The 25,136-nt window shown below is 64.8% G+C and carries 22 protein-coding genes and 1 pseudogene; 12 read left to right on the forward strand and 11 right to left on the reverse strand.

What is annotated here, in order from left to right; genetic code table 11:
- The 5 genes from AC3ZI9_RS02210 to AC3ZI9_RS02230 are packed head-to-tail and all read left to right on the forward strand — an operon-like array spanning window position 1 to window position 5,053.
- A complete protein-coding gene (locus tag AC3ZI9_RS02210) occupies window positions 1-1,734 on the forward strand; it encodes a hypothetical protein (protein WP_443384023.1) in 1,734 nt (577 codons plus the stop codon).
- Window positions 1,731-2,711 carry a membrane dipeptidase gene (locus AC3ZI9_RS02215; protein ID WP_444566993.1) on the forward strand — a complete coding sequence of 327 codons (981 nt, stop codon included), beginning with the start codon at window positions 1,731-1,733 and terminating at the stop codon, window positions 2,709-2,711. The genes AC3ZI9_RS02210 and AC3ZI9_RS02215 overlap by 4 nt, the downstream gene beginning before the upstream one ends.
- Entirely contained in the window at window positions 2,708-3,472 is a 765-nt protein-coding gene (locus tag AC3ZI9_RS02220) for a hypothetical protein (protein ID WP_444566992.1), read from the forward strand. Before AC3ZI9_RS02215 ends, AC3ZI9_RS02220 begins: the two co-directional genes overlap by 4 nt.
- Window positions 3,465-3,860, forward strand: coding sequence for a RidA family protein (locus AC3ZI9_RS02225; RefSeq protein WP_444566991.1), 396 nt, complete (start codon window positions 3,465-3,467; stop codon window positions 3,858-3,860). Before AC3ZI9_RS02220 ends, AC3ZI9_RS02225 begins: the two co-directional genes overlap by 8 nt.
- A 59-nt stretch (window positions 3,861-3,919) precedes the next feature.
- Window positions 3,920-5,053, forward strand: coding sequence for a diaminopropionate ammonia-lyase (locus AC3ZI9_RS02230; RefSeq protein WP_444566990.1), 1,134 nt, complete (start codon window positions 3,920-3,922; stop codon window positions 5,051-5,053).
- On the opposite strand, the gene AC3ZI9_RS02235 is transcribed toward AC3ZI9_RS02230, so the two are convergent.
- Window positions 5,050-6,057, reverse strand: coding sequence for a formylglycine-generating enzyme family protein (locus tag AC3ZI9_RS02235; RefSeq protein ID WP_489923803.1), 1,008 nt, complete (start codon window positions 6,055-6,057; stop codon window positions 5,050-5,052). The two genes, AC3ZI9_RS02230 and AC3ZI9_RS02235, sit on opposite strands and share 4 nt — an antisense overlap.
- On the reverse strand, window positions 6,054-7,220 hold the full coding sequence (locus AC3ZI9_RS02240; RefSeq protein WP_443384029.1) for an ROK family protein: 1,167 nt from the start codon (window positions 7,218-7,220) through the stop codon (window positions 6,054-6,056). The genes AC3ZI9_RS02235 and AC3ZI9_RS02240 overlap by 4 nt, the downstream gene beginning before the upstream one ends.
- Before the next feature lie 210 nt (window positions 7,221-7,430).
- On the opposite strand from AC3ZI9_RS02240, the gene AC3ZI9_RS02245 reads away from it, so the two are divergent.
- The 4 genes from AC3ZI9_RS02245 to AC3ZI9_RS02260 all read left to right on the forward strand — a co-directional run bounded on the left by AC3ZI9_RS02245 (window position 7,431) and on the right by AC3ZI9_RS02260 (window position 11,599).
- Window positions 7,431-8,180, forward strand: coding sequence for an ABC transporter permease (locus AC3ZI9_RS02245; RefSeq protein ID WP_443384030.1), 750 nt, complete (start codon window positions 7,431-7,433; stop codon window positions 8,178-8,180).
- Window positions 8,181-8,193: 13 nt separating this feature from the next.
- Window positions 8,194-8,994: an ABC transporter ATP-binding protein gene (locus AC3ZI9_RS02250; protein ID WP_086994322.1), complete on the forward strand. Its 801-nt coding sequence runs from the start codon at window positions 8,194-8,196 to the stop codon at window positions 8,992-8,994.
- A 63-nt stretch (window positions 8,995-9,057) separates the two neighbouring features.
- On the forward strand, window positions 9,058-10,077 hold the full coding sequence (locus AC3ZI9_RS02255) for an aliphatic sulfonate ABC transporter substrate-binding protein (protein ID WP_086994324.1): 1,020 nt from the start codon (window positions 9,058-9,060) through the stop codon (window positions 10,075-10,077).
- A 10-nt stretch (window positions 10,078-10,087) separates the two neighbouring features.
- Entirely contained in the window at window positions 10,088-11,599 is a 1,512-nt protein-coding gene (locus AC3ZI9_RS02260; protein ID WP_241895507.1) for a sulfatase family protein, read from the forward strand.
- A 63-nt stretch (window positions 11,600-11,662) separates the two neighbouring features.
- On the opposite strand, the gene AC3ZI9_RS02265 is transcribed toward AC3ZI9_RS02260, so the two are convergent.
- The 6 genes from AC3ZI9_RS02265 to AC3ZI9_RS02290 form a co-directional block, all read right to left on the reverse strand.
- The gene (locus AC3ZI9_RS02265; RefSeq protein WP_444561513.1) at window positions 11,663-13,012 is read right to left on the reverse strand and encodes a sulfatase family protein; all 1,350 of its coding nucleotides are present in this window, start codon (window positions 13,010-13,012) and stop codon (window positions 11,663-11,665) included.
- On the reverse strand, window positions 13,012-13,209 hold the full coding sequence (locus AC3ZI9_RS02270) for a hypothetical protein (RefSeq protein ID WP_489923804.1): 198 nt from the start codon (window positions 13,207-13,209) through the stop codon (window positions 13,012-13,014). The genes AC3ZI9_RS02265 and AC3ZI9_RS02270 overlap by 1 nt, the downstream gene beginning before the upstream one ends.
- Before the next feature lie 51 nt (window positions 13,210-13,260).
- On the reverse strand, window positions 13,261-14,523 hold the full coding sequence (locus AC3ZI9_RS02275; protein WP_102598824.1) for an IS256 family transposase: 1,263 nt from the start codon (window positions 14,521-14,523) through the stop codon (window positions 13,261-13,263).
- A gap of 108 nt (window positions 14,524-14,631) precedes the next feature.
- On the reverse strand, window positions 14,632-15,354 hold the full coding sequence (locus tag AC3ZI9_RS02280; protein WP_489923805.1) for a carbohydrate ABC transporter permease: 723 nt from the start codon (window positions 15,352-15,354) through the stop codon (window positions 14,632-14,634).
- 8 nt (window positions 15,355-15,362) lie between these two features.
- The gene (locus AC3ZI9_RS02285) at window positions 15,363-16,346 is read right to left on the reverse strand and encodes a carbohydrate ABC transporter permease (RefSeq protein ID WP_443384308.1); all 984 of its coding nucleotides are present in this window, start codon (window positions 16,344-16,346) and stop codon (window positions 15,363-15,365) included.
- On the reverse strand, window positions 16,346-17,686 hold the full coding sequence (locus tag AC3ZI9_RS02290) for an ABC transporter substrate-binding protein (protein WP_444561321.1): 1,341 nt from the start codon (window positions 17,684-17,686) through the stop codon (window positions 16,346-16,348). The genes AC3ZI9_RS02285 and AC3ZI9_RS02290 overlap by 1 nt, the downstream gene beginning before the upstream one ends.
- Before the next feature lie 315 nt (window positions 17,687-18,001).
- On the opposite strand from AC3ZI9_RS02290, the gene AC3ZI9_RS02295 reads away from it, so the two are divergent.
- Window positions 18,002-19,012 (forward strand): Gfo/Idh/MocA family protein, encoded by a 1,011-nt coding sequence (locus AC3ZI9_RS02295; protein WP_443384171.1) that lies wholly within the window; start codon window positions 18,002-18,004, stop codon window positions 19,010-19,012.
- A gap of 36 nt (window positions 19,013-19,048) precedes the next feature.
- Window positions 19,049-20,941, forward strand: a complete 1,893-nt coding sequence (locus AC3ZI9_RS02300) for a DUF2264 domain-containing protein (protein ID WP_443384172.1) — start codon at window positions 19,049-19,051, stop codon at window positions 20,939-20,941.
- Window positions 20,942-20,951: 10 nt separating this feature from the next.
- Here AC3ZI9_RS02300 and AC3ZI9_RS02305 read toward each other — a convergent pair whose 3' ends face one another.
- From AC3ZI9_RS02305 to AC3ZI9_RS02315, 3 genes are read right to left on the reverse strand one after another with little or no spacing between them, the layout of a single operon-like run.
- On the reverse strand, window positions 20,952-21,719 hold the full coding sequence (locus AC3ZI9_RS02305; protein WP_443384173.1) for a copper homeostasis protein CutC: 768 nt from the start codon (window positions 21,717-21,719) through the stop codon (window positions 20,952-20,954).
- Window positions 21,720-21,776: 57 nt separating this feature from the next.
- Window positions 21,777-23,210 (reverse strand): sulfatase family protein, encoded by a 1,434-nt coding sequence (locus AC3ZI9_RS02310; protein WP_443384174.1) that lies wholly within the window; start codon window positions 23,208-23,210, stop codon window positions 21,777-21,779.
- Window positions 23,200-24,660, reverse strand: a complete 1,461-nt coding sequence (locus AC3ZI9_RS02315; protein WP_443359113.1) for a sulfatase-like hydrolase/transferase — start codon at window positions 24,658-24,660, stop codon at window positions 23,200-23,202. Before AC3ZI9_RS02315 ends, AC3ZI9_RS02310 begins: the two co-directional genes overlap by 11 nt.
- A gap of 194 nt (window positions 24,661-24,854) precedes the next feature.
- Between AC3ZI9_RS02315 and AC3ZI9_RS02320 the strand changes: the two are divergent.
- A pseudogene (locus tag AC3ZI9_RS02320) lies at window positions 24,855-25,070 on the forward strand (GntR family transcriptional regulator); the annotation flags it as partial.
- Between the last annotated feature and the right edge of the window lie 66 nt (window positions 25,071-25,136).

Raw genomic sequence — 25,136 nt, forward strand, 5'->3', positions numbered from 1 at the left:
ATGTCCGCATCGATCAGCGAACCGGCGCTGCGACTGCCGTCGCCCTCGGAGCTGCGCCCCGCACGTGAAGTGATGGACCCCGCCGACATGGGAGGAGCCCGCGCCACCCGGCACAGCTTCATCCGCACCATGATCCGCCGCGCCACGGCCCGGGGGTGGAAGATCAAACGCACCCACTTCGACATCGACGCCGATGGCTGCGGAGACGCCGTCTACCGGATTCGTGCCGAATCCATGACGTTCAGCTTCGTCATCTTCTCGCAGAAGACCGGCGAACACACCGACCGGGTGATCGCCAAGGCGTGGGACATCACCGCTGCCCTGGTGGAGGGAACCGTCGATGAGGAGCGGTTGGCCCGGCTCCGGACCCAGGTCCCGCTGCAGGAGCGTGGCCGGGCCGAACCCGGCTCGATCATCTGGACCCGCGCCAACCGCAGCGAACGGTTCTTTGAATACGTCGCCGATCGCCTGGCCCACGGTGAACAGCCCGACAGCGCGAAATTCGGGGGGTCGCCGTATGTCATCCGCAGCACCGCGTTCTACAGCAACGGCAAATGCGGTCTGGCCGACTACGAACACCTCACCGACGCCCACCCCTTCTCGGCCCCCTACCGGGCGCATATGCTCTCGGCCTGGTTGCTGCGCGAATTCAGCTACAACCTCGTCGAGGCCTGTGCCCGGCACCGCAACCCTGACGCCGCCACCCTGACCGGGGGCTGGCGCCACTACCTCGGCATGGGCAACGCGACGGGTCTGGGCATGGTGCCCTACGCCATCAACCACCCCGAGGTGCTCAACGCGTGGGCCGAACTGCGCGAGCTGCCGCTGGCCGAGGTCACCGGTCGCAGCACCGAAACCACGGACCCGGAGGTGGTCCGGGTGCTTGAACTGTTCGACCGCGCCATGGACTACCTCGAGGAGCAGGACCTGGATGTCTCCCAGCCGTTCCTGCCGGGACCGGAACTGGCAGACCGGGTGCGTCCGCTGCTGGAGGATCTGCGTCGCTGGTCCTCCACCGGGAGCTTCCGGGGTACCGAGACGAACCGGATCTGGAAGGCCCTGCACGCGGCGGCCGCCGCCTCCGGGCCCGAGGAGCGTGGTCTCGTCGCCACGATCCTCACCGAACTGACCGGCGACCTCGACGCGGAAGTAGAAGCCCGGCTGCGCTGTGATGAGTCCAGGCCCTTGGCTCCGGGCATGAGCTGCGCGGAACTGGCCCACCTCATCGACACCGACTACGAGTGGGTGGCCGACCACGACTTCGCCGATCCGGCCCAGAACCGCTACTTCTGGTTCTCCTCGGCGGACAACGAGGAACCACGCAGGGGAGTGCACGGACGGGACCCCGGGGAGAACGTCCAACACGGCGTCGATATTGCCCGTGCCGTCGCCGAACTGCGCCGCGACCTCCTGGCCGCCGACGCCGGGACCAGCGTGGCCGAGTTCCTGCTGTCCCACCCCTGGCACCGCCAGTTCACCGCCCGGGTCCAGAACATCGGGCCGCTGGCCTACGGCGAGGTCCACGATAATCTGCGCGGTGCCGAATTCCTGCCGTTGAACGTCCAGCGCTACCAGCTCTCGGTCTACGGCATGGAAAACTACACGCCGCAGTCCACCGACTGGCTGCGCGTGACACTGCTCTCCGGCGGTCCGCGGATCGCCGATCTGAAGGACGGCAGCATCACCGATGACTGGCTCTTCACTCAGCGCCCCACCCCGGAGGCAACGGCATGAGCGCCCTTCATGAACAGGCCACCGTCGTGGACGGCCTGCAGATCAATAATTGGGACCGTGCCGTCCTGCAGGAACTGATCGACGGCGGTGTCAGCGGCGTCAACGCCACCTGCGCCGTCTACCACGGACCCCTGGAAACGCTGCAGGAGATCGGGGACTGGTACCAACTCGCCGCCCGCAACGCCGATCTGGCCTTCCTCGCCCACAACGCCGCGGATATCCGCAGGGCCAAGGCCGAGGGCCGGGTGGCCGTGCTGATGGGGCTGCAGAACACCAGCTCCTTCGGCGATGACTTCCGGATGGTGGAGGTCTTCCACAAGCTGGGGGTGCGCATTGCCCAGCTGACCTACAACATCCAGAACCTGGTCGGCGGCTCCTGCTACGAACCCTCGGATTCGGGTCTGACCCGATTCGGGGCGAACATCATCGCCGAGATGAACCGGGTGGGCATGCTGGTGGATCTCTCACACGTCGGCAACCGCACCTCGTTGGATGCCGTCGAGGCCTCCTCGGCACCCATTGCCATCACGCATTCGAATCCCACCTGGTTCGTGGACAACCCGCGGAACAAACCCGACGAAGTCATCCGTGCCGTCACCGACCGGGGCGGAATGATCGGGGCCTGCCTGTATCCGATCGTGCTCGGCGGGGAGACGACGAGTCTGGAACAGTTCTGCACCATGGTCGCCCGGATGGTCGACGACTACGGACCCGACCGGGTGGGCCTGGGCAGCGACTGCACCCGGAACTGGGGCCAGGACTATGTGGGGTACCTGCGCAACGGACGCTGGCAGCCACCGACCCAACCGGCTCCCGAATGGCCGGCCTGGCCGCATTGGTTCGCCGGACCGGAAGATTTCCCGCAATTGACCGAGGGCCTGCAGAAGGTCGGACTCCAGGAGTCCACCATCCGCGGGGTGCTCGGGGAAAACTGGCTCGACCTTTTCGACAAGGTCTTCGTCGGAAAGGATGCATGATGGTGGCAGTGATCTCCGAACACATCGAAACGAGGGAACACATGGACGGCACCGAGGACCGGATCGTGCGCATCGCGGTCCGCGAAATCAGGGAGTACGCCTTCCGGGCCATGGTGGCCCACGGGGCCTGCACTTCGGTGGCCCATGCGGCCGCCCACCAGGTGCTTTTCTCCCAGGTCCACTACGGCACCGGTTTCGCTGAGCTGCTGGACTGCCTGAAACAGCTGAACTGGAGCGCCCCCGCGCTGGCGTTTGAACGGAGCGAATACGACGGCGGTCACCGTTACGTGATCGACTCGAAAATTGACGTCGCGCCGCTGATGCACGGCACGATGCTCATCGAACTGGCAACGGCCCGGGAGGGCAACGTGGTCGTCGCCCCGGAAATCGACCTCGAGGCCGGTTTGCTAGACGCCCCGCTACTGGCCGCGGCAGTCCGTTGTGGGAAGACGGTCATGGTCGCTCGGCTCACTCGTGGCACCGCAAGCCACCATGGCACTCGTATCGCCACCCCCGCCGGCTACGTGGGACAGGTCAGGGTCACTTCCGAGGCCTTTGTCCCCGCCGGCGGGGCGGAACCCGGGACCCTCATCCGCACCCTGGACGAGGTCCCCGACGACAACTTCGCCCTCCATACCCCGGAGGAGCTGGTGCAACGACGCGAAAACGCCTGGGCCATCGGCCTGCCGGTGGACGCACGGCTGTGGAAGACCATCAAGGCCGCCGCCGAGGGATATCTGGTAGGAGAAGACAATGCCTGAGATCGAACGCCACTGGCACCAGGACTCGAAGGTCCGCCCCTATTCGGCAGCGGCGGTGTTCGGCGGTGTCGTCTACGCCTGCGGACAGGTCCCCACGTTGGCCGATGGCAGCACCCCGGTCACGATGACCGATCAGGTGGCCGCCGCCTTCGACCACCTCGAAGGGGTCCTGGCCCAGGCCGGGGCCTCGCTGACGAGCCTGCTGAAGCTGACCGTTTTCGTGGCGGATTTCGATGAATTCGATGAGTTCAATGAGGCCTATCTGTTCCGGCTGGAAGGACATTCCCTTCCGCCCAGGACCACCGTGCAGGTCTCCCGGTTCCGGGGGGAGAAGCGTATCGAAATCGACGCCATCGCCGCCGTCATCGGTGAGAACACTGCCGTCTAGCACTACACCGCGTCAGGGATGCCGGGCCCGGTGTCCCGTTCCACAAGGGAGACATGACCATGGGCGAACCCAGCACCTGGTATTCCCGTCCAGCCGCCAAGAGGTGGCGGACCACAGCACCGGGCTCGGGACTGGACTTCCACCGCAGCCTGCCCGGTCATGTGCCTACGCCGCTGGTCGAACTGCCGTCCCTGGCCACCGAACTGCGGGTCGGGCGCGTGCTGCTCAAGGACGAATCCAGCAGGTTGGGGCTGCCGGCCTTCAAGATCCTCGGCGCCTCCTGGGCCGTGTGCCGGGCCCTCTGCCTGCGCTCGGGCGAGGATCCTGCGGGGATGACCCTGTCCCGGCTGGCTGCCCTGGTCCGCGCCGGAAGCGGGTCAACACCGCAGTCGGTGCTGGTGACCGCGACGGATGGGAACCACGGCCGGGCCATCGCCCGGATGGCCCGGCTGCTCGGGGTGGAGGCCCGAATCCATGTTCCTGCTGGACTCGGAATCGCCGCGCTGGAGGGGATCAGGGGCGAAGGCGCCCGCCTCGTGGAAGAGGAGGCAGTGTACGACGACGTCGTGGCCAGGGCCGCCGCTTCGGTCGAGGGCAGCGAGAGCGATGTGCTGATCCAGGACACCGCCTGGGAGGGGTACACCCAGGTCCCGCAGTGGATCGTCGACGGATACACCACCCTGTTCCGCGAAATCGATGACGCCCTGGAGGCCCGGGGCACCGGCCCGGATCTGCTGGCCTGCCCGGTGGGGGTGGGGTCCCTGGCCCAGTCGCTCGTGGAGCATTATCGAAGCCGTCCCGGCCCGGGGCAGGGGCCGGTACTGCTCGGGGTGGAACCGGACTCCGCCGCCTGCCTCACCCGGTCCTTGCAGGCCGGGGCGCCGGTCACCGTGGACACCTCGGCGCCCACCCTGATGGCCGGGCTGAACTGCGGAACCGTCTCCTCGCTGGGCTGGCCGCTGTTCCGTGCCGGGATGGACGCCGCCGTCGGGGTCACCGAAGCGGACTGCCGCCGCGCGGTCCGGGACCTCGAGGCGTTGGGACAGGACGCGGGGCCCTGTGGGGCCTCGGCGCTGGCAGGAACCCGGAACGCCCTGGCCGAGACCTCACGACGCCGGGAACTGGGCATCACGGAAGACTCCGTCGTCGTACTGGTCAATACCGAGGGACGGGCCGCCAACCCCCTGGTTTAGCGCGGCGGCGCCGAAAAGTCGGCGACGGTCCGGAAACCCAGGTTGCTGCTGGCCGAATCCGGGGTGTTGGCCGAGCGGGCGGAGACCCGGTACCGGTTGCAATAGGAATCGTGGCAGAGGAAGGAGCCACCCCGCATGACCCGCCCGGGCCCCGCGGGCGGACCCGCAGGATCCTGCCGTGGGGAATTGCGGTAGTAGCCGGGGTCGAACCAGTCGGCACACCATTCCCAGACGTTGCCTGCCATTTCATACAGGCCGAACCCGTTGGGGGCGAAGGTGCCCGTGGGGGCCGGGCCCAGATATCCGTCCTCGAGGGTGTTCTGCACCGGGAACCTGCCCTGCCAGATATTGCACCGGTGTCCTCCATCGGCGGCGAGCAGCTCGTCGCCCCACGCATAGCGCCGCGATTCCAGGCCCCCGCGTGCCGCATGTTCCCACTGTGCTTCGGTGGGCAGCGACCGTCCGGCCCACCGGCAGTAGGCGACGGCGTCGTTCCAGGACACCTGGACCACCGGCGAGTGGGGCTCCTGACGCCAGGAGGAGCGCGGACCGTGCGGGTGCGCCCAATCAGAGCCGCGGACGGTGATCCACCAGGGCACGTCGCTGGAGCGGCCGAGGATGTCCCGCTCATCGGCGTCGACCAGCAGATGGAAGACCGCCGAGTAGCCGTACTCCTCGGACTCCGTGCGGAATCCCGTGGCCTGAACGAAACGGTTGAATTCGGTGTTGGTGACCGTGGTGGCATCGATGGAGTACGGCGAGAGTGACACGTCATGGACCGGAAGTTCCCCGTCGTGGGGGTATCCCTCGTCAAAGGCGTCGCCCATGCTGAAGGTTCCGCCGGTCAACTCGACCGTGTCGAGCAGGCGATGCTCTTTCGTTGCTGGCCCGGCGGCAGGTGCGGCAGAGGCGGCAGCAGCAGCCTCGGTGGTGTGGGCTGGCTCGGAGCGGGCCGGACCATGGCAGCAGGACAAGGGATTCTCCTTCGGATCGGGTGCGGTCACTGTATCGCGACCATGAAATCGGTGCCCCACCGCTGCAGCGCCTGCAGGGCGGCCCCATGGCTGGCCTCGTATTGAGTGCCTTCGTGGAGGACGAGTTCGGGGACCGGGAGCGAGACGGCGGTGCGTCGACGGGTTAGTTCCCGGAGGGCAGCTTCGTGGAGCGAAACCCCCAAATGCGCCAACTGGCCACTGAGGATGATCCGGCGGGGGTCGATGAGCATCGTCGCGCTGGACAATGCCACACCCAGCAGCGTCCCGGCCCAAGAGACCAGCTCGACGGCGCGCTGCTCTCCGTCGCCGGCCAGGGCGGACAGCTCCGACAGATCGGTGACCTCCAGCCCGTGATCGGTAGCGCGGCGCAGGATCGCCCCCATACCGATCAGAGCCTCCAAGCACCCTCGGGAGCCACACCAACACAGGGGCCCTGCCGGATCCATGCACAGGTGCCCCAGCTCCCCGGCGGCCCCGTGCCCTCCGCGGAAGATCTCGGTCCCGTCGATCAGTCCGGCGCTGATCCCGTCCGAGAGGACGACGTAGAGCAGGCCGGTCGTGGCCGCGGCAGGGGCCTCCCGCAGATGGCGGAGTGCTGCCAACCGGGTGTTGTTATCCCAGAGGACCGGGGCGGGGATGAGTCGACGCAGCCGCTCTAGGGGGAAACCTGCGGGGTCTGCGCCGGTGGCGTCCGGATCATCGGCGGCGGGCAGATGCCTTCCGGAGATCGCCACACCCGTTCCGATGATCGAATCCGCGGTGATGGTCCCGGAGCTGATCAGGGCACGGACCGAACGCAGGGCGATACCTAGCCGGTGAGACAAACTGGGTCCGGCTTCGAAGGTGGTGAGTTTCTGGGCGAGGACTGTTCCGTCCAAAGCGGCGACGGTGACGGCCACGCGCGCCCGCCCCACTTCGATTCCCAGCGCGGCTCCAATGGTGCTGCGCGGGCGCAACAGGACCTGCGGCCTGCCGTTGCGTCCGGCCCCATAGGCAGCCAGACCGGCCTCCTCCAACAGGCCCCGCTCGATGAGACGAGTGACCGCGGAGGAGATGGTGGGACGCGAAAAACCCAGCTGCTGCTGCAAACCAGAACGACTCGTGGGGCCATCCTGAAGCAGTGTTTGGACAACCCGTTTATCGGTAGTCGAGAGTTCACCCTGGGCATTCATACCTTGGAGCCTAGCGGAACTTGATAAGAATCGACCAGAATTTTTGTTGCACAGAAATGACTTAGGTAAATGTGCTTGTCGTAAGTAGCGTCAGTGGATAGTGTGACCTGTATGACATCGCAAACAGCTCCCGCCGACAGCGGGCGGGGCACTATTCCTTCACAGGAAACCCCGGGCCCGCGGCCACCGCGAAAAGAAGCCCGCCAGCCTATGTCCACGCAGACCTTGCGGATCATCAGCGTTCTAGCAGTTATCGGTGGCATCGCTGTCTGGTGGCTCGTCTCGGCCAGCGGTCTGGTCGTGATCCCCGGGCCCGTCGCCGTGGCGGCGAAGGGCGTGGAAATGGGTCAGTCAGGGGTTTTGATCTCGGATATCGCAGCCAGCCTGGCCCGTGTGCTGAGCGGTTTCCTGCTGGGCGTTCTCTTGGCCATCCCCGTGGGCTTCCTGATGGGCTGGTACCCGTTATTCCGGTCCATCCTGGAGCCATACGTCCAGTTCTTCCGCACCGTCCCGCCGCTGGCCATCATCCCGTTGGCGATCGTCCTGATGGGCATCGGCGAGACACCGAAGATTTTCGTGATCTTCCTGGCCTCGTTCCTTACCTGCGTGGTCTCGACGTTCCAGGAGGTCGTGACCGTTGAAAAGACGCTGATCAACGCGGCCCGGGTTCTGGGAGCTTCCAGCTTCGTCGTGTTCCGACGAGTCGTGGTGCCGGCGTCGAGCCCGTTCATCCTCGTCGGCATGCGCGTGGGTTTGGGTGCTTCATGGGCCACCGTGGTGGCCGCCGAGCTCATCGCCGCACCCAGTGGATTGGGCTTCCGCATGCAACAGGCGCAGCTGTACTACGACCTCCCCACCATCTTTGTGGACCTGATTGCGATCGGTCTGCTGGGGCTGATCATGGACCGCATCCTCCTGCTGCTTGAGGCCCGCCTCACGCGCTGGCAAGAACGACGATAGAGAGAAGACGATCATGCCTCGTGCGACCACCAAGCCGATGATCCAGTTCGAAAACATCCACCAGGAATTCATGCTCGGCGGAGAGATCTTCACCGCCGTAGAAGATGTGTCACTGGACGTCGCCGACGGGGAGTTCGTCACCGTCGTCGGCCCCTCGGGATGCGGGAAGTCCACCATCCTCAACGCAGCAGCCGGACTGTTGGAACCGACCAGCGGACGGGTCCTCGTCGACGAAGAGGAGGTCACCGGTCCGAGCCCGCGCACCGGGGTGATCTTCCAGCAATACGCACTGTTTCCGTGGCTGACCGTACGCAAGAACGTCGAGTTCGGTTTGGAACTACAGAAAGTCCCCGCGAAGCAGCGACGCCACACCGTCGACCACTATCTGGAACTGGTGGGGCTCACGGCGTTCGCCGAGGCACTTCCCAAGGAGCTGTCCGGCGGGATGAAGCAACGGTGCGCCATTGCCCGCGCCTATGCGGTCAACCCGGAGATCCTGCTCATGGACGAACCCTTCGGAGCTCTGGACGCCCTCACCCGCGTGCATATGCAGGAACAACTCCTCGAGACGTGGGGGCGGGAACGGCGCACCGTCCTGTTCGTGACCCACGACGTCGACGAAGCCGTATATCTGGCCTCGAAGGTCATCGTCATGGCGGCCCGGCCCGGCAGGATCTACAAGGTGGTTGACGTCGGCCTTCCCTACCCGCGGGACAACGACCTGCGCATGACCCCCGAATTTTCCGAGCTCCGCTCACAGGTCTGGGACGCGGTCTACAACCAGCCGGACTCCGATACCGAAAACAGCGGATAAGGCACCAGCCTCGTTTTCGTTCCGCACCACCGACATCCACTCAGCACACCTCTGGAGGGCATCATGAACCTGAACAACACCAAACGCCGGGATTTTCTCGCCGGTGGCCTCGGCCTCGCCACCATCGCCGCGCTGACGGCCTGTGCCGGCTCCGAATCCAGCGGCTCGTCCGGCGGGGCGGAAAAGATGCCCATCAAGGTGGGCTACATCGCCGACTATAACGGCGCCGCCCTGCTCGCCCTGGCCAACGAAGAAGGGTATTGGGATCAGGCCGGGCTGAAGCCCGACTTCGTGCCCTTCACCAATGGACCGTTGGCGATCCAGGCGCTGGGAACCAATAATGTGGATGTCGCGTACATCGGGTCGGGAGCCCTGTGGCTTCCGGCATCGGGCAAGGCAGAGATCTGGGCGCTGAACACCGTGTCCAACGCCGACCGGGTCATCGCCCAGCCGGGGATCTCCTCGATGGAGGACCTGAAGGGCAAGAAGGTCGGTGTCCCCGAGGGGACGTCGGGGGATCAGCTGCTGAACCTGGTCCTCAAGAAGGAGGGCCTGAAGCGCGAGGACTTCGACATCGTCACCATGGATCCCTCGACGGCTGTTTCGGCCTTCGCCTCGGGACAAATCGACGGAGCGGCCCTGTGGTACCCGTTGATCGACAACATCAAGGAGCGCGTCCCGGACGTCGTCGAACTGGCGGCCAATAAGGACTACCTGGACGACTTGACCTTCCCCAGCTCCTTCGTTGCGGCAGCGGGCCGGGCGGAGAAGGACAAGGAGCTCGCGCAAAAGTTCATTTCCGTGGTCAAGGCCTCCAACGACTTCCGGCAGGAGAACACGGAAAAGAGCCTCTCGGCTTCGGCGAAGTTCCTGAAGGTCGGGGAGGAAACGCTCAAGCCGCAGGTCGACGTCGCGATCACCTTCACCAGTGCCGAGCTGGAGGAGAAAACCAAGGACGGAACCATCGGCAAATGGCTCAAGGGCTTGGAGGAGCAGTTCCTCGCCGACGACAAGATCGACAAGATCGCCGATCCGAAGACGTTCTACACCGGCGACTTGTACGTCGAAACGAAGAAGGCATAGGTCAATAGAGTTGGAACCGACACAGAAGAAGCGCAACATCCTGTTCCTGATGACGGATCAGCAGCGCATCGACACGCTGGGCTGCTACGGGAACAGTTCGGAACACACCCCGCATCTGGATGCGATGGCCGAACGCGGCACCGTGTTCGAGCGGGCCTACACTCCGACGGCCATCTGCACTCCGGCACGGTCCTCGTTGCTGACGGGGAAGCATCCGTTCGAGCACGGACTGTTGGCGAACTACGAGTGGAATTCCGGTGCCCGCGAGGAATTGCCCGACGGAACTCCCACGTTCGCCGATGAACTACACCGCCAGGGCTACCGGCTCGGACACGTCGGCAAATGGCATGTGGGCCGCCATCGCGGACCGGAATACTACGGTTTCGAGGGCAAGCACCTGGCCGGGGCACTGAACACCTTCGACGACCCGGACTACGTTCAGTGGCTCGAGGACCACGGGCATCCGGCCTTCAAGATCGTGGAACCTGTCTACACCACGGCCTCCGACGGTTCGCAGGGACACCTGATTGCCGGGATCACCGAGCAGCCGACTGAAGCGACCTTCGAGGCCTGGCTGGCCGACCAGACCATCGCCAAGCTGCGGGAATTCGCTGCGGGGACCGGCGCCGAAGGGAACGACGACGGGACGCCGTTCTTCCTGTCCTGCCATATTTTCGGTCCTCACCTTCCGTACCTGATCCCACGCCAGTGGTACGACTTGGTGGACCCGAGCGATATCGAATTGCCCGGTTCCTTCGCCGAAACCTTCCACGGCAAACCTCAGGTCCAGCAGACCTACGCCGAATACTGGTCCACGGAGTCCTTCAGCACCGAGGAGTGGAAGAAGCTCACCGCCGTGTACTGGGGCTATGTCGCCATGATCGACCACGAGATCGGCCGCATCCTGGCCGTGGTGGACGAGCTGGGGCTGGCCGATGACACCGTCACCATGTTCACCGCCGACCACGGAGAGTTCACCGGGGCCCATCGCCTGAATGACAAGGGCCCGGCCATGTATGAGGACATCTACCGGATCCCCGCGATCGTGGCGGAGCCCGGGCAAGAAGGACGGCGCGAGGAGAAGTTCGTCTCGTTGCAGGATTTCACGGCGTCGTTCATCGACATTGCCGGCGGCAACGCAGAAGGCATCCGCGGCGAATCGCTGATGCCGGCCTGCACCGCACCCCTGGGACAGGAGTGGAGGACCGAAATCGTCTGCGAGTTCCACGGCCACCACTTCCCCTACGCCCAGCGGATGATCCGGGACTACCGGTATAAATACATCGCGAATCCGGAGGGGATCGATGAGCTCTACGATCTGGAGGCCGACCCCGACGAGCTGAACAACGTCGTGGACGTCCCGGTCTACCGCCCGGTGCTCAAGGACCTGCGCCTGCGCCTGTACCAGGAGCTGATCAGGCGGGGGGACCGTTTCTACCAGTGGCTGGCCTTTGCCGGGGACATCGATCCCGCCGATCGGCTTCGTCCGGAGACCGCCGTCGAACGCTTCATCGACGCCTAGGGTGTGCAGAAGGCCCGGGTTCCTCCCAGCAGGGAAGGAACCCGGGCCTTCGCCGTTCCCGGATCAGTAGGGGATCGCGTAGATCCCCGCACGCACTGCAGGGTCCACCCCGGTGGGCAGCACGAGCTTCTTCAGGAAGGCCGCGTCGCCGGTCTCCAGGCACCAGGCGAGCAGCCGGGCGCGGAAGTCCTCCAATACCTCGTCGAAGGCCGATTCGGCGGCCAGATTGCGCATTTCGCCCGGATCCGCGATCAGATCCACGAGCTGTTCGCGGTATTTTCCCCAACTATAGACCGAATACTTATACCGTTCCCCGATGAAGGCCCGGCCCAAGGTGGAGCCTTTGTCGCCGGTCCCGAAAGCCGTTTCGATCGCGACTCCGTCGTCGCTGGTGCGCGGCTGCGCCAGGACATCGTGCCCGGTGGCCCCCGGCGGTGCATTAATGCCGGCCACCCCGCACAGGGTGGGGATCAGATCCACTCCGAGGGAAATGAGCTGCTCGGAGACCTGTGAAGCGCCGATACCGGGGCCACGCATGAGCAGCGGGATCCTGACGGTCTCTTCCTGCAGGGAGGTCTTTTGGTTCCAGCCGTGGGAGGCGTCACCGTCTCCGTGGTCGCTGGTGAAGAGCACTACGGTGTCATCGGCCAGTCCGTGCGCCTCCAGCGAGTCCAAGATCGAACCGATCTGTCCGTCCGCCCACTCGATGAGTCGGGCATAGGTGTGTCGATACAGGCGCCAATCATCGGCGGTGAACTCGGAGGTCCCGTAGGACGGCTCGGCCTGAGTGCGTTCGTACGTCAACGCCTGGGGACTAGCTGGCGGTGTCGCGAAGTTCGCCGGCAGGGGAGGAGCATCGCGGACGGAAGCCGGCGGGGGGACATCACCATAGGGCAGATGCTGTCCGCGGGCGTATTCGCAAATGGTGTGGGGGTTATCGAAGGAAGCGAAGAGCAAGAACGGCTTCTCCTGCTGCTGCCGGGTCCCCAACCAGGCGTCGGCGGCCTCGGGAAGCCCCAGATCACCGAAGGGGTGGATCACCTCGAACCCATCGGCCTCGACGGCACTGGCCCCCGGGGCATGCCATTTGCCGGCGTACGCGCAGTCATAGCCTGCGGAAGTGAACCAGTGCCCCAGGCTTTCGGGGGAGCGGCCCGGGGTCTTCTCGGAGACGCCGGCATTGCCGGAAATACCCAACTCGTGGGGGTACCGCCCGGCGACCAGCGAACTGCGGGCCGGAACGCAGAGCGGAAAGGTGGTGTATGCGCGGTTAAAGCGAAGGCCGGCCCCGGAAAGTGCGTCCAAACAAGGAGTCTGGACGATTTCGGAGCCGGCACAACCCAGCGCGTGGGCGGCCCACTGGTCGGCCATGATGATCACGATATTCGGCCGGCCGCCAGTGGGGACGTTCACTACTTGCCCATGCCCAGGGTCAACCCCTCGGTCAGGCGGCGCCCCAGCCAGAGGTAGACCACCAGCATGGGAATGACGACGATCACCAGCCCGGCGAACAACCCGCCCCAGTCGGCACCCGAGTAGGTCTGCTGCTGGATGAAGGAAATGAGAGCCACCGGGAGGGTGTAGTTCTCGGTGGACTGCATCAGCGTCAACGGTCAAGCCCCGGGAAGTGGTGTAGCGGTGGTTTCCTTCGGTGATTGCTTTTAGGCGGTCAACGCTTGGAAGGGATCTGCAGGCGCCTCCTCCGCATTCAGGGTGTTGTCAGCGTCGTTGACGAGGCTGAGCCGGCATCTGGCCAGCACGTCCAATCCGAGGTAGCGGCGGCCTTCTGCCCACTCATCGGTTTGCTCGGCCAGCACCGCGCCGACCAGCCGAATGATCGCGTCGCGGTTGGGGAAGATACCAACGCTGTCGGTGCGCCGGCGAATCTCGCGGTTGAGCCGTTCGTTGGGGTTGTTGGACCAGATCTGTTGCCACACATCCTTCGGGAACGCCGTGAACGCCAGAATGTCGGCCCGGGCTTCGTCGAGGTGCTCGAAGACCTTGGGCAGCTTCTCCTGGACGTAGTCCAGCAGCCGGTCGAACTGGGCGTGGACGCTCTCGGCATCGGGCTGGTCATAGACCGAGTGCAGCATCGCCTTCACCGCAGGCCACAGATTCTTCGGGCAAATCCCCATCAAATTAGCGGCGTAGTGGGTACGGCACCGCTGCCAGCTGGCCCCTGGCAGGTTCGCCCGGATCGCCTCAACCAACCCAGCGTGGGCGTCCGAGGTCACCAGCTGCACGCCGTCCAGTCCGCGTGCGACGAGATCGGCGAAGAACGTGTTCCAAGCCGCCCCGGTCTCGCTGGTCGCGACCTTCACCCCGAGCACTTCACGACGCCCGTCGGCGTTGACCCCGGTGGCAACCATGGCGACCGCGTTCACGACCCGTCCACCTTCACGGACCTTCATGGTCAACGCGTCGGCTGCCACGAGGGTGAAGGGTCCCGCCTCACCCAGAGGCCGGTGACGAAACTGCTCGACCTGCTCGTCGAGGTCCGCGGCCATGCGCGAGACCTGGGACTTGGAGAGGGAATGAATGCCCAGGGTCTTCACGAGTTTGTCCATCCTGCGGGTCGAGACTCCGGCCAGGTAGCAGTCCGCCACGACGGTGATCATCGCGGTCTCTGCGCGTTTGCGGCGCTCGAGCAACCACTCTGGAAAGTAGCTCCCCTGCCGCAACTTCGGCACCGCGACGTCAACGGTGCCGACCCGGGTGTCCAGGGGTCGATGCCGGTATCCGTTTCGCTGGCTGGCCCGTTCCGGGGATGCGGTGCCGTATTCGGCGCCGCAGACGGCGCTGGCATCAGCGGACAGCAGAGCGTTGATCATGGTCTGCAGCATCGAGCGCATCAGGTCCGGTGAGGCATCGGAGAGTGCTTCGACAAGCAGGCGTTGAGGGTCGATAATTTGGGTAGCGGTCATCGCGGCGATGTCCTTTCGAGTGGGTTGTAGGAGATTCCTCGAAGGATACGTCCGGTGGCCGCACTCCATATCGGCGGGTGACCGGACGCTACACCACCTTATGGGGCACTACTGCGTCAACGACAGCAGGGTTTCATTCCAGTGCGCGATGACCTGCAGGACGAAGGCGGTCAAAATGCCGCCCTTGGCCAGCGGGAGGGTGATGCGGAAGAACGTTCCAAACGCATTGGAACCGTCCAGGGCCGCAGCCTCCTCCATCTCGATCGGCAGCGACCTGAAGAAGGCCGTGAGCAGGAAGACGGTGAACGGCATCGAGATGCCGATATACACCAGGTTCAGCCCGAGCAGGCTATCGGTCAGGTACACCTTGTTGAGCATGACGAACAGCGGAATGAGGATCACCTGGGCGGGGATGCCCAGACCCAGGATGAAGTACAGGCTCAACGCATTGGTCAGCTTGTTCTCGACGCGGCCCAGATAGTAGGCAGCGGGTGCCGCCACCGCCACGGCCACCACGGAGGAGACCACGGTGGTCATGAAGCTGTTCCACGTGGCCTGGGCGAAATTGCCCACGGTCCAGGCATTCACGTAGTTGGTGAAGTCCATCGAGGCCGGGATGCCCCACGGGTCGCTCAGGATTTCCCTGGTGCCACGGAAGGACTGGGCGACCATCCACACCAGCATGAGGATCATGACGGCGACGGCGATCCAGAGGACCGTGATCCCCAGACCGCGCAGGAAGGTGCGTTCCCCCGCCATGGCGGGGCTTGCGGCACGATTGCGTTTCCTGCGGATGGGAGTGACGACGGCGACGTCCAGGTTTTCAGACATGCTTCCTCCTAGAATTCGACGGCGTCACGGCGCATGGCACGACGCAGGATGATGACGAGGACGGAGATCAGGGCCAGCGAGATGATCGCCGAGGCGGTCGCCGCACCGTAGGCCGGCGTGGACTGGCCCGAGAACGCGGTGACGTAGGTGTAGACCGCAGTCGTCCAGGTTTCGGTCGGAGGGAGTCCGGCGCCGCTGCTGCCGCCGAACACCCAGATGATCTCGAAGATCTTGATCGACGAAATCGTCCACAACACCGCACACGTCCCGAAGACATCCCAGGTCAGCGGCAGGATCACGTAGCGCAGCCGCTGGAACGGGGTCGCCCCGGCGAGAGCGCAGTCCTCATAGAAATACGGGGGGATGCGGTCCACTCCGGCCATCAAGATGGTGGTGAAGTAGCCGGTGGTGGTGGCCACCATGGTCACCATGATCAGTGGGAAGAGGTTGTCCGCGGCGAGCCATTTGGGCGGGTCGGTGACCCCCAATGGCTCGAGCAGCTTGTTGACCAGCCCGCCCGGATTGAAGATGAACCCGGCCAGAACGCCAAAGACCAACGCGTTGATCAGGTGGGGGAAGAAGATCACCGAGCGGGCGATCTTCTTGCCCATCATGTCCCGCAGCACCAGGCTCAGCCCGAAGGCGATCACGAAGATCGCGATGCCGACGACGAAGAGCAGGAGCAGGGTGTTGCCGAACGACGTGAGGAACAGGTCGTCGCGGAAGACCTGGGAGTAGTTCTTCAGACCCACGAACTTCATGGGCCCCGAACCGGACCACTTATGCAGGCTGATCCAGAAGGCGCCGATGGACGGGACGATGAACAGGATGGTGTAGAACAGGAACGCTGGCCCGACGAACGGGATCAGGAGCTTGCGCCGCTGCCGGTCGATGGAACTGCCGGATTCCTGCTTCTTCTTGCGCCCCCGTGGTGCGCCCCGGGGCTGCTCGGCCGGTTCAGCGCCGACCTCTTGGACTGGGGTCAAGGTCATTAGCCATTGTCCTTCCAGTACTGCTTCTGATCCTGCTGCATCTTCTTGACGTACTCTTCAGCGGTGATCTTGCCCAGGAAGAGCTGGTCGGTATTGGGCCAGAGGATCTTCTCCTGGTAGCCGGGGAAGACCACGCCGTCGAAGGCGAGGTTGATGCTCTCGGTCTCATCGACAGCATCCTTGATGTCCTGCATTTCCGGGGCGATGGTGGCATCGGTGCGGATCGGCAAGACCTTGGCCTTGGCGCCGAACTGGTCCTGGTATTTCTTGTCCAGCAGGGTCACTGCGAGCTGTTCGGCAGCGGCTGCGTGCTCGGCCTTGCGCGGGATCGAGAATCCAACGAAGTCGGCGCGGACGCTGGTCGGGTTGCCGTCAACGGAGGGGAACTGGAAAGAGGCGTAGTCGAAGCCCTTCGAGGCATAAGGCGCGGTTTCGGCCGGGATCCACGAACCGTTCAACAGCAGGTCTGCCTTGCCGGTGGCCCATTTCTGCTGCTGGGCGGGGAACTTGCTGGCGTCGTAACCGCTGATCAGGTAACCGCTCTTGGCGATTTCCTCGACCTTCTTCGCCGAATCCAGGACCTCGGGGGAGGACCAGGCCTCACCGGACGTGTCCGCGGCCAGCTTCTTGAAGGAGCCGGGCCCGCCGTGTCGCAGGACCAGGTTGATGATCCACGCCGAGTTGTAACCGCCGATGTCGCCGTCCGCTGCCAGCGGCGCGGCCTTGCCTTTCTCGAGCTTCTTCAAGGTGGCCATGAAATCGTCCCACGTCTTGGGTGGGTTGGCGGCGATCTCCGGGTGGTCCTTCTTGTTGAACCAGAACGCTTCGGAGCTGAAGTTATAGGGCAGCATCCAGGGCTGGTCGTTCTCGTCGGAGATGTCTGCGTTCTTGAGGTACTTCTCCGGAATCAGTTCGGAAACTGTCTTGCCGTCGACATCGGCGTCGTACGTGCTGCCGAGGCCGAGGGCCTGGCCGGTGTCGCCGACCGAGGTCGCCAACTTGCCGTAGGCCCCGTCCACCAGGTCAGGGACGTTGTTGGTGTTCAGTGCCGGCACCAGCTTCTGCGTGTTGCTGCGACCTTGCCACTGCACGTCCACCTTGGCGCCGGTGTCCTTCTCGAAGTCCTTGATGGCCGAGGCGATGACCTTCTGCTGGGCTTCGCCTTCCTTCCACATGGACCAGTACGTCAGCGTCTGGCCGTCGATGGAAGTCGTCATGTCATCTGCCTGTGCTTCGGCGCTCGAGGAGGAGGCGGGGCCGCCGCAACCGGTGACCGAGAAGACCAAAGCCGATCCGAGGAGGAGGGCCGTGGGGCGAAAATAGCGGGCTGTTTTGCCCATGGCATTCACCTTTCGTGAGGGTGAACCGCGGATACTGCGGTTCGGTTGAGACGACTATCACAGCGTCAAAAAGAAGGATTCAAGTGGTACTTGAAGAAGTCCTGTGACAAAACATGGTCTTTCATGGTTTTATCCGCATTCCGTCGACCCGTGAAAGCAGCGCAGATCATAATCGTCGACGATTACGTCTGGAATCATTCTTTATTGGCTTGAATAATCATCTCTTAAGGACCGGCCGTGCCGACCCAAGGTCACGACCCACGATCAGGACCACGCATCAACCACGGTCCACGACGCATATTAAGAGGTAAGCAATTGATCCGTCTAGGAATCATCGGGGCAGGTGCCGTCGCCCCGTTGCATGCACAGGCAGCCACCACGCTGCCCGACGTCGAACTGGTCGCCGTCTGTGACCTTCGGCCCGATACGGCCTCCGACGTCGCCGTGTTGACCGGGGCAGCCGTCTATACCGACTACCTGAAGATGTACGCTGAGGCGGAACTGGATGCGGTCATCGTGAACACCCCGCATGCCCTGCATCTGCAAATGGTGCTCGACGCCGCCGACGCAGGCCTGCATGTGCTGGTGGAAAAGCCCATGGCCATCAGCCTGGCGGACTGCGATGTCATGATGCGCGCCTGCGAACAAGCAGGGGTGACACTCGTTGTCGGGCATATCCAGCATTTCCTGCCTGAAAAGGTTGCCGCCCACGAGGCCTTGGCCTCCGGGAAGCTGGGAAAGCTGCTGATGATCCGTGATTTCCGCAGTACGAACTACCGCCCCGGCACCCGGCCGGCATGGTTCTTCGACCCGGTGATGGCCGGCGGCGGTGCGTTCATGAACATCGGCGGGCATTGCATCGACCGCTCACTCTGGCTCGCTGATTCGGCGGCCGAAACCGTCGACTCCCGGACCCTGGCACGTTTCGGTGTCGAGGTCGAGACCGACGGCTACCTGAATTTGCACCTGCGCAACGGGGTGGAGATCAACATCGTCATCGTCTCGGATCCACCGCAGCGGCTGGACGAGATCCTGTTGATCTGCGAGGAAGGCACGATCTCCTGCACCCCCGACCGCGGGACCATCATTCGGCACCACGGACAAAGCAGCACGCTCCACGTCCCCTCGGCGGATAACATCCAGACGGGGTTCACCGCCCAGCTGGCCGACTTCCTGGCTACCGTCAACGGGGCCTCACCACAGGTGAGCAACAACCATGCCCGCAGCATCGTGGAAACCATCCTCGCCGCCTACCGTTCCGCCACCTCACGGAAGACCGAACCCGTCCGTGCCGAAACCGTAGCGGATCTGCAACAGGCACTGTAGCGACACCAGGTGGAACCGACGCGAAAAGAGCAGGCCATGGAGAAAGCCCGGAGCTTCACCGGATGGGGCCGCGTCGAGTGGGAACGGTTGGCCGACCGGTTGATCGCCGGGGCCCACCGCCATTCCTCTCCCGCGGGAGCCCGCGTGGTCTTTCCGCCGGCAGCGGGACAAAACGCCACCGACCAGTTGGAGGGTTTCGCGCGGTCGTTCTTGCTGGCTGCGCTGCGCATCGCCGGTTCGGCAGGTTCAGATCCTGCCCTGGTGCAGTGGTACGCCGACGCGCTGGCGGCAGGAACCCGGTGCGGCGATGCCGAACAGTGGCCGCGATTGACCGACCACGGCCAACCCACGGTGGAAGCCACCGCGATCGTCCTCGGTCTGCATTTCTCCCGCCCCTGGCTCTGGGACGGGCTCGACGACGGGGTGCAAGCCCGGATCATCCACTGGCTCTCCGGAGCCACCGGCCAGGCCTCTGCCGATAACAACCATGTCCTTTTCGGGGCCACCATCCAGGCCTTCCTGGCCTCGGTCGGCGCCCCCTGCGACCGGTTCGGCATCGAGGCCGCGTTGGACCGCATCGAGGATTGGTACGCCGGGGATGGCTGGTACTCCGACGGCGAGGGACGCCGATTCGACCACTACAACGCCTGGACCTTCCAGCTGTACCCGTTCTTCATCCTGGAGATGCTCTCCGGAACCGTGGCGGCGGCCACGGCGTCGGCCGAACGCCTGCGGCTCTACCGGGAGCGCCTGGAGATGTTCCTGCGGGGCTACCAGCACCTCTTCGCTGCCGGAGGGAGCCCGTTGATCCAGGGGCGGTCGCTGATCTATCGCTGGGGCGTCGTCGCCCCCTTGTGGATGGGCGAACTCCAAGGGGTGGAGGCATTGCCTCCGGGGCGGACCCGGCGGCTCGCTTCCGGGGTGGCCCGGCACTTCACGGACCGGGGCGTCGGGGACGACGGGGTGCTCCCGCTGGGATGGTGGGGGCCGCGATCCTCCATCCTGCAGTCCTATAACGCCCCGGGCTCCCCGTTGTGGGCGGCCAAGGGGTTTTTGGGGTTGCTGCTCCCGGCCGACCATCCGGCCTGGACCGCGCCGGAGGCGGCCCTGGAGATTGAGGGGGCCGATGTGAATCGGGTCCTGTCCGGACCGCAGTGGCTGGTCCAGGGGAACCACCGTGACGACATCGTGAAAGTCGCCAACTTCGGCACCGGGGGCCACCCGCGCCACGATTCGGCCCTGTATCGCCGACTAGCCTTCAGCACGGCCAGTGCCCCGGTCCAGCAGGGCAGCCTGCGCGATAACGACCTCTATGTGCCGTTGGACGACTCAACGAGTTTGAACCGCGGACCGGTGGCCGGGGTGGCCCGTCCGGGAGGTGGCAGCAGCAGATTCCGGCTGGACGCCGCGGGACGTGATATCGAGGTCGATTATGCGACGGCGCTGCTGCCCGACGGCGTGGAGCTGCGTGCCGCGCGTATCCGTGGTGCCGTGGCCATGCCCCTCGAAGCCAGCGGCTATGCCTTGGCTGGTGATACCGAACCGGAATCCGTACTCACCGCCGCGGGAGCCCTGGCCGCCGGTTCGGACGGGTTGCGCTCCGGTATCCAGTTCGTCGGTGCCCCGGAAGGTGACACGGTAGCTGCCACTCCCCGCATCCGCGAAGCCTCCGGATCGATCCTTGGTGAACGGGTTGCCGTACCGGTGATCACGCTGGATCCTGCCGCCGGCGCGGAGACGCGATGGTCCTGGCTGGTCTGCTTCACCCGGCGGAACGTCGATCTGGAGGCGGTGGCCAGGCGCCTCGTTCTGAACTGGACGCCCGACGGGCTGCAGGCGTCGGACGGGGCCATCACCGCGAACCTGTCGTGGATTCGCCATGAACGATGGCCGGCCGACGCGATCAATCAGGGAGTCTTCGGGGCCTGAAACCGACGGGTCAGCGCGAAGCGGCGCGGGCTTCCTTGACCAGTTCTCGGTCGGTTGCGGTTTCCGGCGACGGGGTCAGCACCATCGGCATGGTCCCGGTGCTCGTGCGAACCCGGGGGCTTGCCGCTGCTGCGCCGGCCGGCACCGGAGCGGGCTTCCTTCTGGCGGAGAGGTGTACGGCGTCCAGACCCGCGGCCTTCAATGCCGGGATATCCTCGACGACGAGCCCGCCACCAGCCATGACCTGAAGCCGTCCGGCGGCACGCTGGACCAGACGGGCGAGCAGGTCCAGGCCAGCCCCCACCGAGTCCTCGGCCCCCGAGGTCAACACGCGGGTAAAGCCGAGTCCGGCCAACAGATCGATGGCTTCCATCGGGTCGCGGCATTCGTCGATGGCCCGATGGAACGTGATTTCCATGTCGGGGTTGGCCCAGCGGGCCGCATCGAGAAGAGTGCGGGTTCCCGCCCGGTCGATCCAGCCATCGGGGGTGAGCGCGCCGAAGACGACGCCGTCGGCGCCTCGGGCGGCACAGGAGGCGATTTGTTCCGCCATGGTCCTCAGCTCTTCACCGGAGTAGACGAAGTTCCCGGGACGGCAACGGATGATCGGATGGATCTCGGTGGTGCCGGCCAAGGGGCCGCGGCACGACTCGAGCAGGGCAGTGGAAGGGGTGAGCCCGCCGACCTCCAGATTCGCGCACAGCTCGACCCGGTTGGCGCCCTCCTCGGAGGCAATCAGTGCTCCGGGAAGGTCGACGACGGCGATCTCGAGTTTCATGGCGTCCTCTTCAGGGGATGGGGCAGGCTGGCCGGGGCGGCTTGGGCCGATGCGGAATCAGAGTGACCAACGGTCCAGGTCCGCGACCATCGCCCGGAGGTCCTCCAAAGCCGGCCAGGTGTCGCCGGCGACTTCGAGCTCATGAAGCAACTGTACGCAGTATTCTTTGCCGCGCGCGTCCTCCATTGCTGCCAGATGACGCATTTCGTAGGGGTCTGCCTGCAGATCGAAGAGCCGCGGTGTGAGCAGGTACCGGCCCGGCCGACGGGGGTCGGGACGGCAATCGACCAGGAGCTTGTAATCGGTGGTGCGCAAACCGCGCATTCCCGGGCCGCCGTCGGGCGCTGGTGGACCGTAGTAGAGGGCCGATCCGCCTCCGGCGGAGCCGGAAGGCGTCCGGTCCACCAGATCGGCGGAAACGTCGGTGCCCTGCATGGCGTCGGGGATCTTGCCGGACAGTCCGGTCAAACCCAGCAGGGTCGGGGCAACGTCCACCGAACCGATCAGCGTCCGTTCGTTACGACCGGCGGCAATATGGCCGGGCCAGCGGATGAGGAACGGCAGCGACATCGACTCCTCCCACGGAACGTTCTTGTACATCAGGCCGTGGCTGCCCAGTTGCATCCCGTGGTCGGAGGTAAAGATGACGATCGTGTTCTCCCGCTGTCCGGTCTCCTCCAAGGCCGCCAGGAGGCGGCCAATCTGTTCATCGACGGCCGAGACGGTGGAAAAATAGTCGGGGGCCTTCTCCACGGCCTCCCGTCCGGCCGGCGTCTCGAGGTCGACGTTGGGCCGGGTCAACAGTTCCTCGGGTGTCAGGGCGGTATAGCGGTCCCGGAACGTGGTCGGGGCCTGGTCGAAGGGTTGGTGTGGGGGATTATGCGAGACCACCAAGGCGAAAGGACCTCCGGACGTGTCCACGGTACGCAGGAAATCGACCGCGACGTCCGTTTCGTGTTCGACCGACCACTGTTCGACGATCGTCTTTTCCTCGCGCGGCGCGTCACCGATCCAGTAGTGCGGACGCAGATGATTGTCGGCGGCGCCGTAGGAATACCAGAAGGAGAAGCCGTGCCGGCGATCCGGTGGGGAATAGGCGTCCCAGACGGCGCCTTCGCGGAAGCCCTCGCCCCAGATGGCGTCCTCGGCGGTTACGGCCTCCAGATGCCATTTGCCGATGTACCCGGTCTGGTAGCCGGATTCCTGGAGAACCCTGGACCAGGTGTCGATGTCTGGTGGAAGCCCGGCATCGGTGTTGGAGTTGATGTTCACCGGCACCCCGTTGCGGTGCGGGTGTTGGCCGGTCATCATCATCGCCCGATGCGGGCTGCACACCGGGTAGCTGCTCACGGCATGGGCGACATCGGCTGATTCCCTGGCCAGGCCGTCGAGATTGGGCGTGTAGGTGGGGTCGGCATCTCGGAACCCCAGTGCCGCATCGCGGAACTGGTCCGCCATGATGAACAGCAGGTTCGGTTGCTCAGGCGCCATGGTGTTCCTTCCGTGCTGCGTCCCCGATCGGGGTTCCGTCCCAATTCGGGGCAGTGAATGCGCCCAACGGGTTCCCGGTGAGCGGATGCAGTTGTCCGGCGCCGGCGACGGGCAGGGAACTGCCATCGAAGTCCGCCGAACCGTAGGTGTCGAACCACTCCTGCAGCTCGGCGCGCATCTCGGCGACCCGGTCGGCATGGGCCGGGTTATCAACCAGGTTCTCCCGTTCCTCCGGGTCGTTCTCCAGATCGTAGAGCTCGTGTGGGCCGTGGGGGTAACGGTGGTTGTACTTCCAGAAGCGATTGCGGATCATGCGGGAGGGGCCGTATTCGTCGAAGACCACTACGGGCCGGGGAACGGACGCCGCCTCCGTTTCCTGGCCAGTCAACACTGAGGCGAAGGAGCGACCGGGCCCCGTCTCGAATTCACTTGCCTCGAGACCGGCGAGTTCCAGCAGGGTGGCGGCGACGTCATAGGCGGAGAGTAGCTCCTGCGCCACCCGGCCGGTCTGGATGCTGCCGCGGTGGGAGAAGATGGCGGGAACCTTCACCGAGGAGTCGTAGAGGTTCTGCGGGAAGGTGCCGTTGCCCTTGCCCCAGATACCGTGATGACCACAGTTGAAGCCGTTGTCGCTGGAGAAGACCACGATCGTGTCCTCACGCAGTCCGAGTTCCTCGAGCCGGTGCAATACGCGCCCGATGCCGGCGTCCATGGCGCTGACCGCCGCGAAGTAGCCCACCAAGGCCGCACGGGTATCGGCCTCGCCGCCCAGCGGGACCCCACCCACGGTGGTGGTCCACGGGTGCATGGGTTCCTGTGGGCAGGAGGCGAAGGCCGTGTCCTCGTAAAGTCGCGTGAATTCTTCGGGGTGCTGGTCCTTCCACGGCATATGTGGGGCCGTGTAGTTCAGCGCCAGGAAGAACGGGGCATCCTGGCGGGCAGCCTGCTCGATGAACCCCACAGAGTCGTTGGTGATCGCGTCGGTCAGGTAGTCGGTGACCAATTCCTTCTCACCGTTGCGGTACATGGTGGCGTGGTCGTAGGGGCATCCGCCACCCTCCAAGGCGTACCAATGGTCGAAGCCGTGGCGGGCCTCGTCATTGGCGCCAAGATGCCATTTTCCCGACAGGCCCATGTAGTAGCCAGCGGCCGCCAACTCATCAGTGAAGAGTGGTTGGCCGGAGAGGAAGTCCGTGGCGTTGGGGCCGGCCTCGACGCCGTGCAGATAGTCGTGGACTCCATGCCGGGAGGGTGGTTGGCCGGTCATGAGGCTCGCTCGGGCCGGGGAACACACGGGTGAGACACAAAAGAAGTTCTCCAACCTGGTGCCTTCGGCAGCCAACGCGTCCAGGGTGGGTGTCTGGATGTCCTCGTTGCCCGCGCATCCCATGGCCCAGGCGCCCTGATCGTCGCTGAGGATCATCAAGATGTTGGGTGGGTTCCGATGCACGGGCACTCCTAGTCCTACACGGGATATGGCGGGTGTTCCTTACTTCATACCCGGCATTGTCGAGAGGAATAAAGAATGACTAGGTGCCATCAGCGTCCTCTCGACGGAGAAAAACGGCTAAAACCCGGTGAATTCAGAAGTCATTGACGAATCATCCCTTAAAACTCCTTCAATGATCGTGCATTATGGAAGGAATGACCAAAGGAGTATCCGTGCCAGACTACCGACGGCTCGTCGCCGACCAGGGGGAACTGCGTAACGTCCGCAAGCAGCCCCTGAAATTTCAGGAACTCAGTGAAGACCTTCGCCGGGAGATCCTCGCGGGCACTTGGGCCGTGGGCAGCAAGCTACCCACGGAGGCCCAACTCGCCCGGGAGACCGGCCTGTCTCTGACCACGGTCCGGCGTGCCTACGAGGATCTGGTCGAGAAAGGGCTCGTCATCAGGCGGCAGGGCGCCGGCAGCTTCGTCGCCCCC

The sequence above is a fragment of the Arthrobacter sp. AOP36-F1-5 genome, assembly GCF_058137995.1.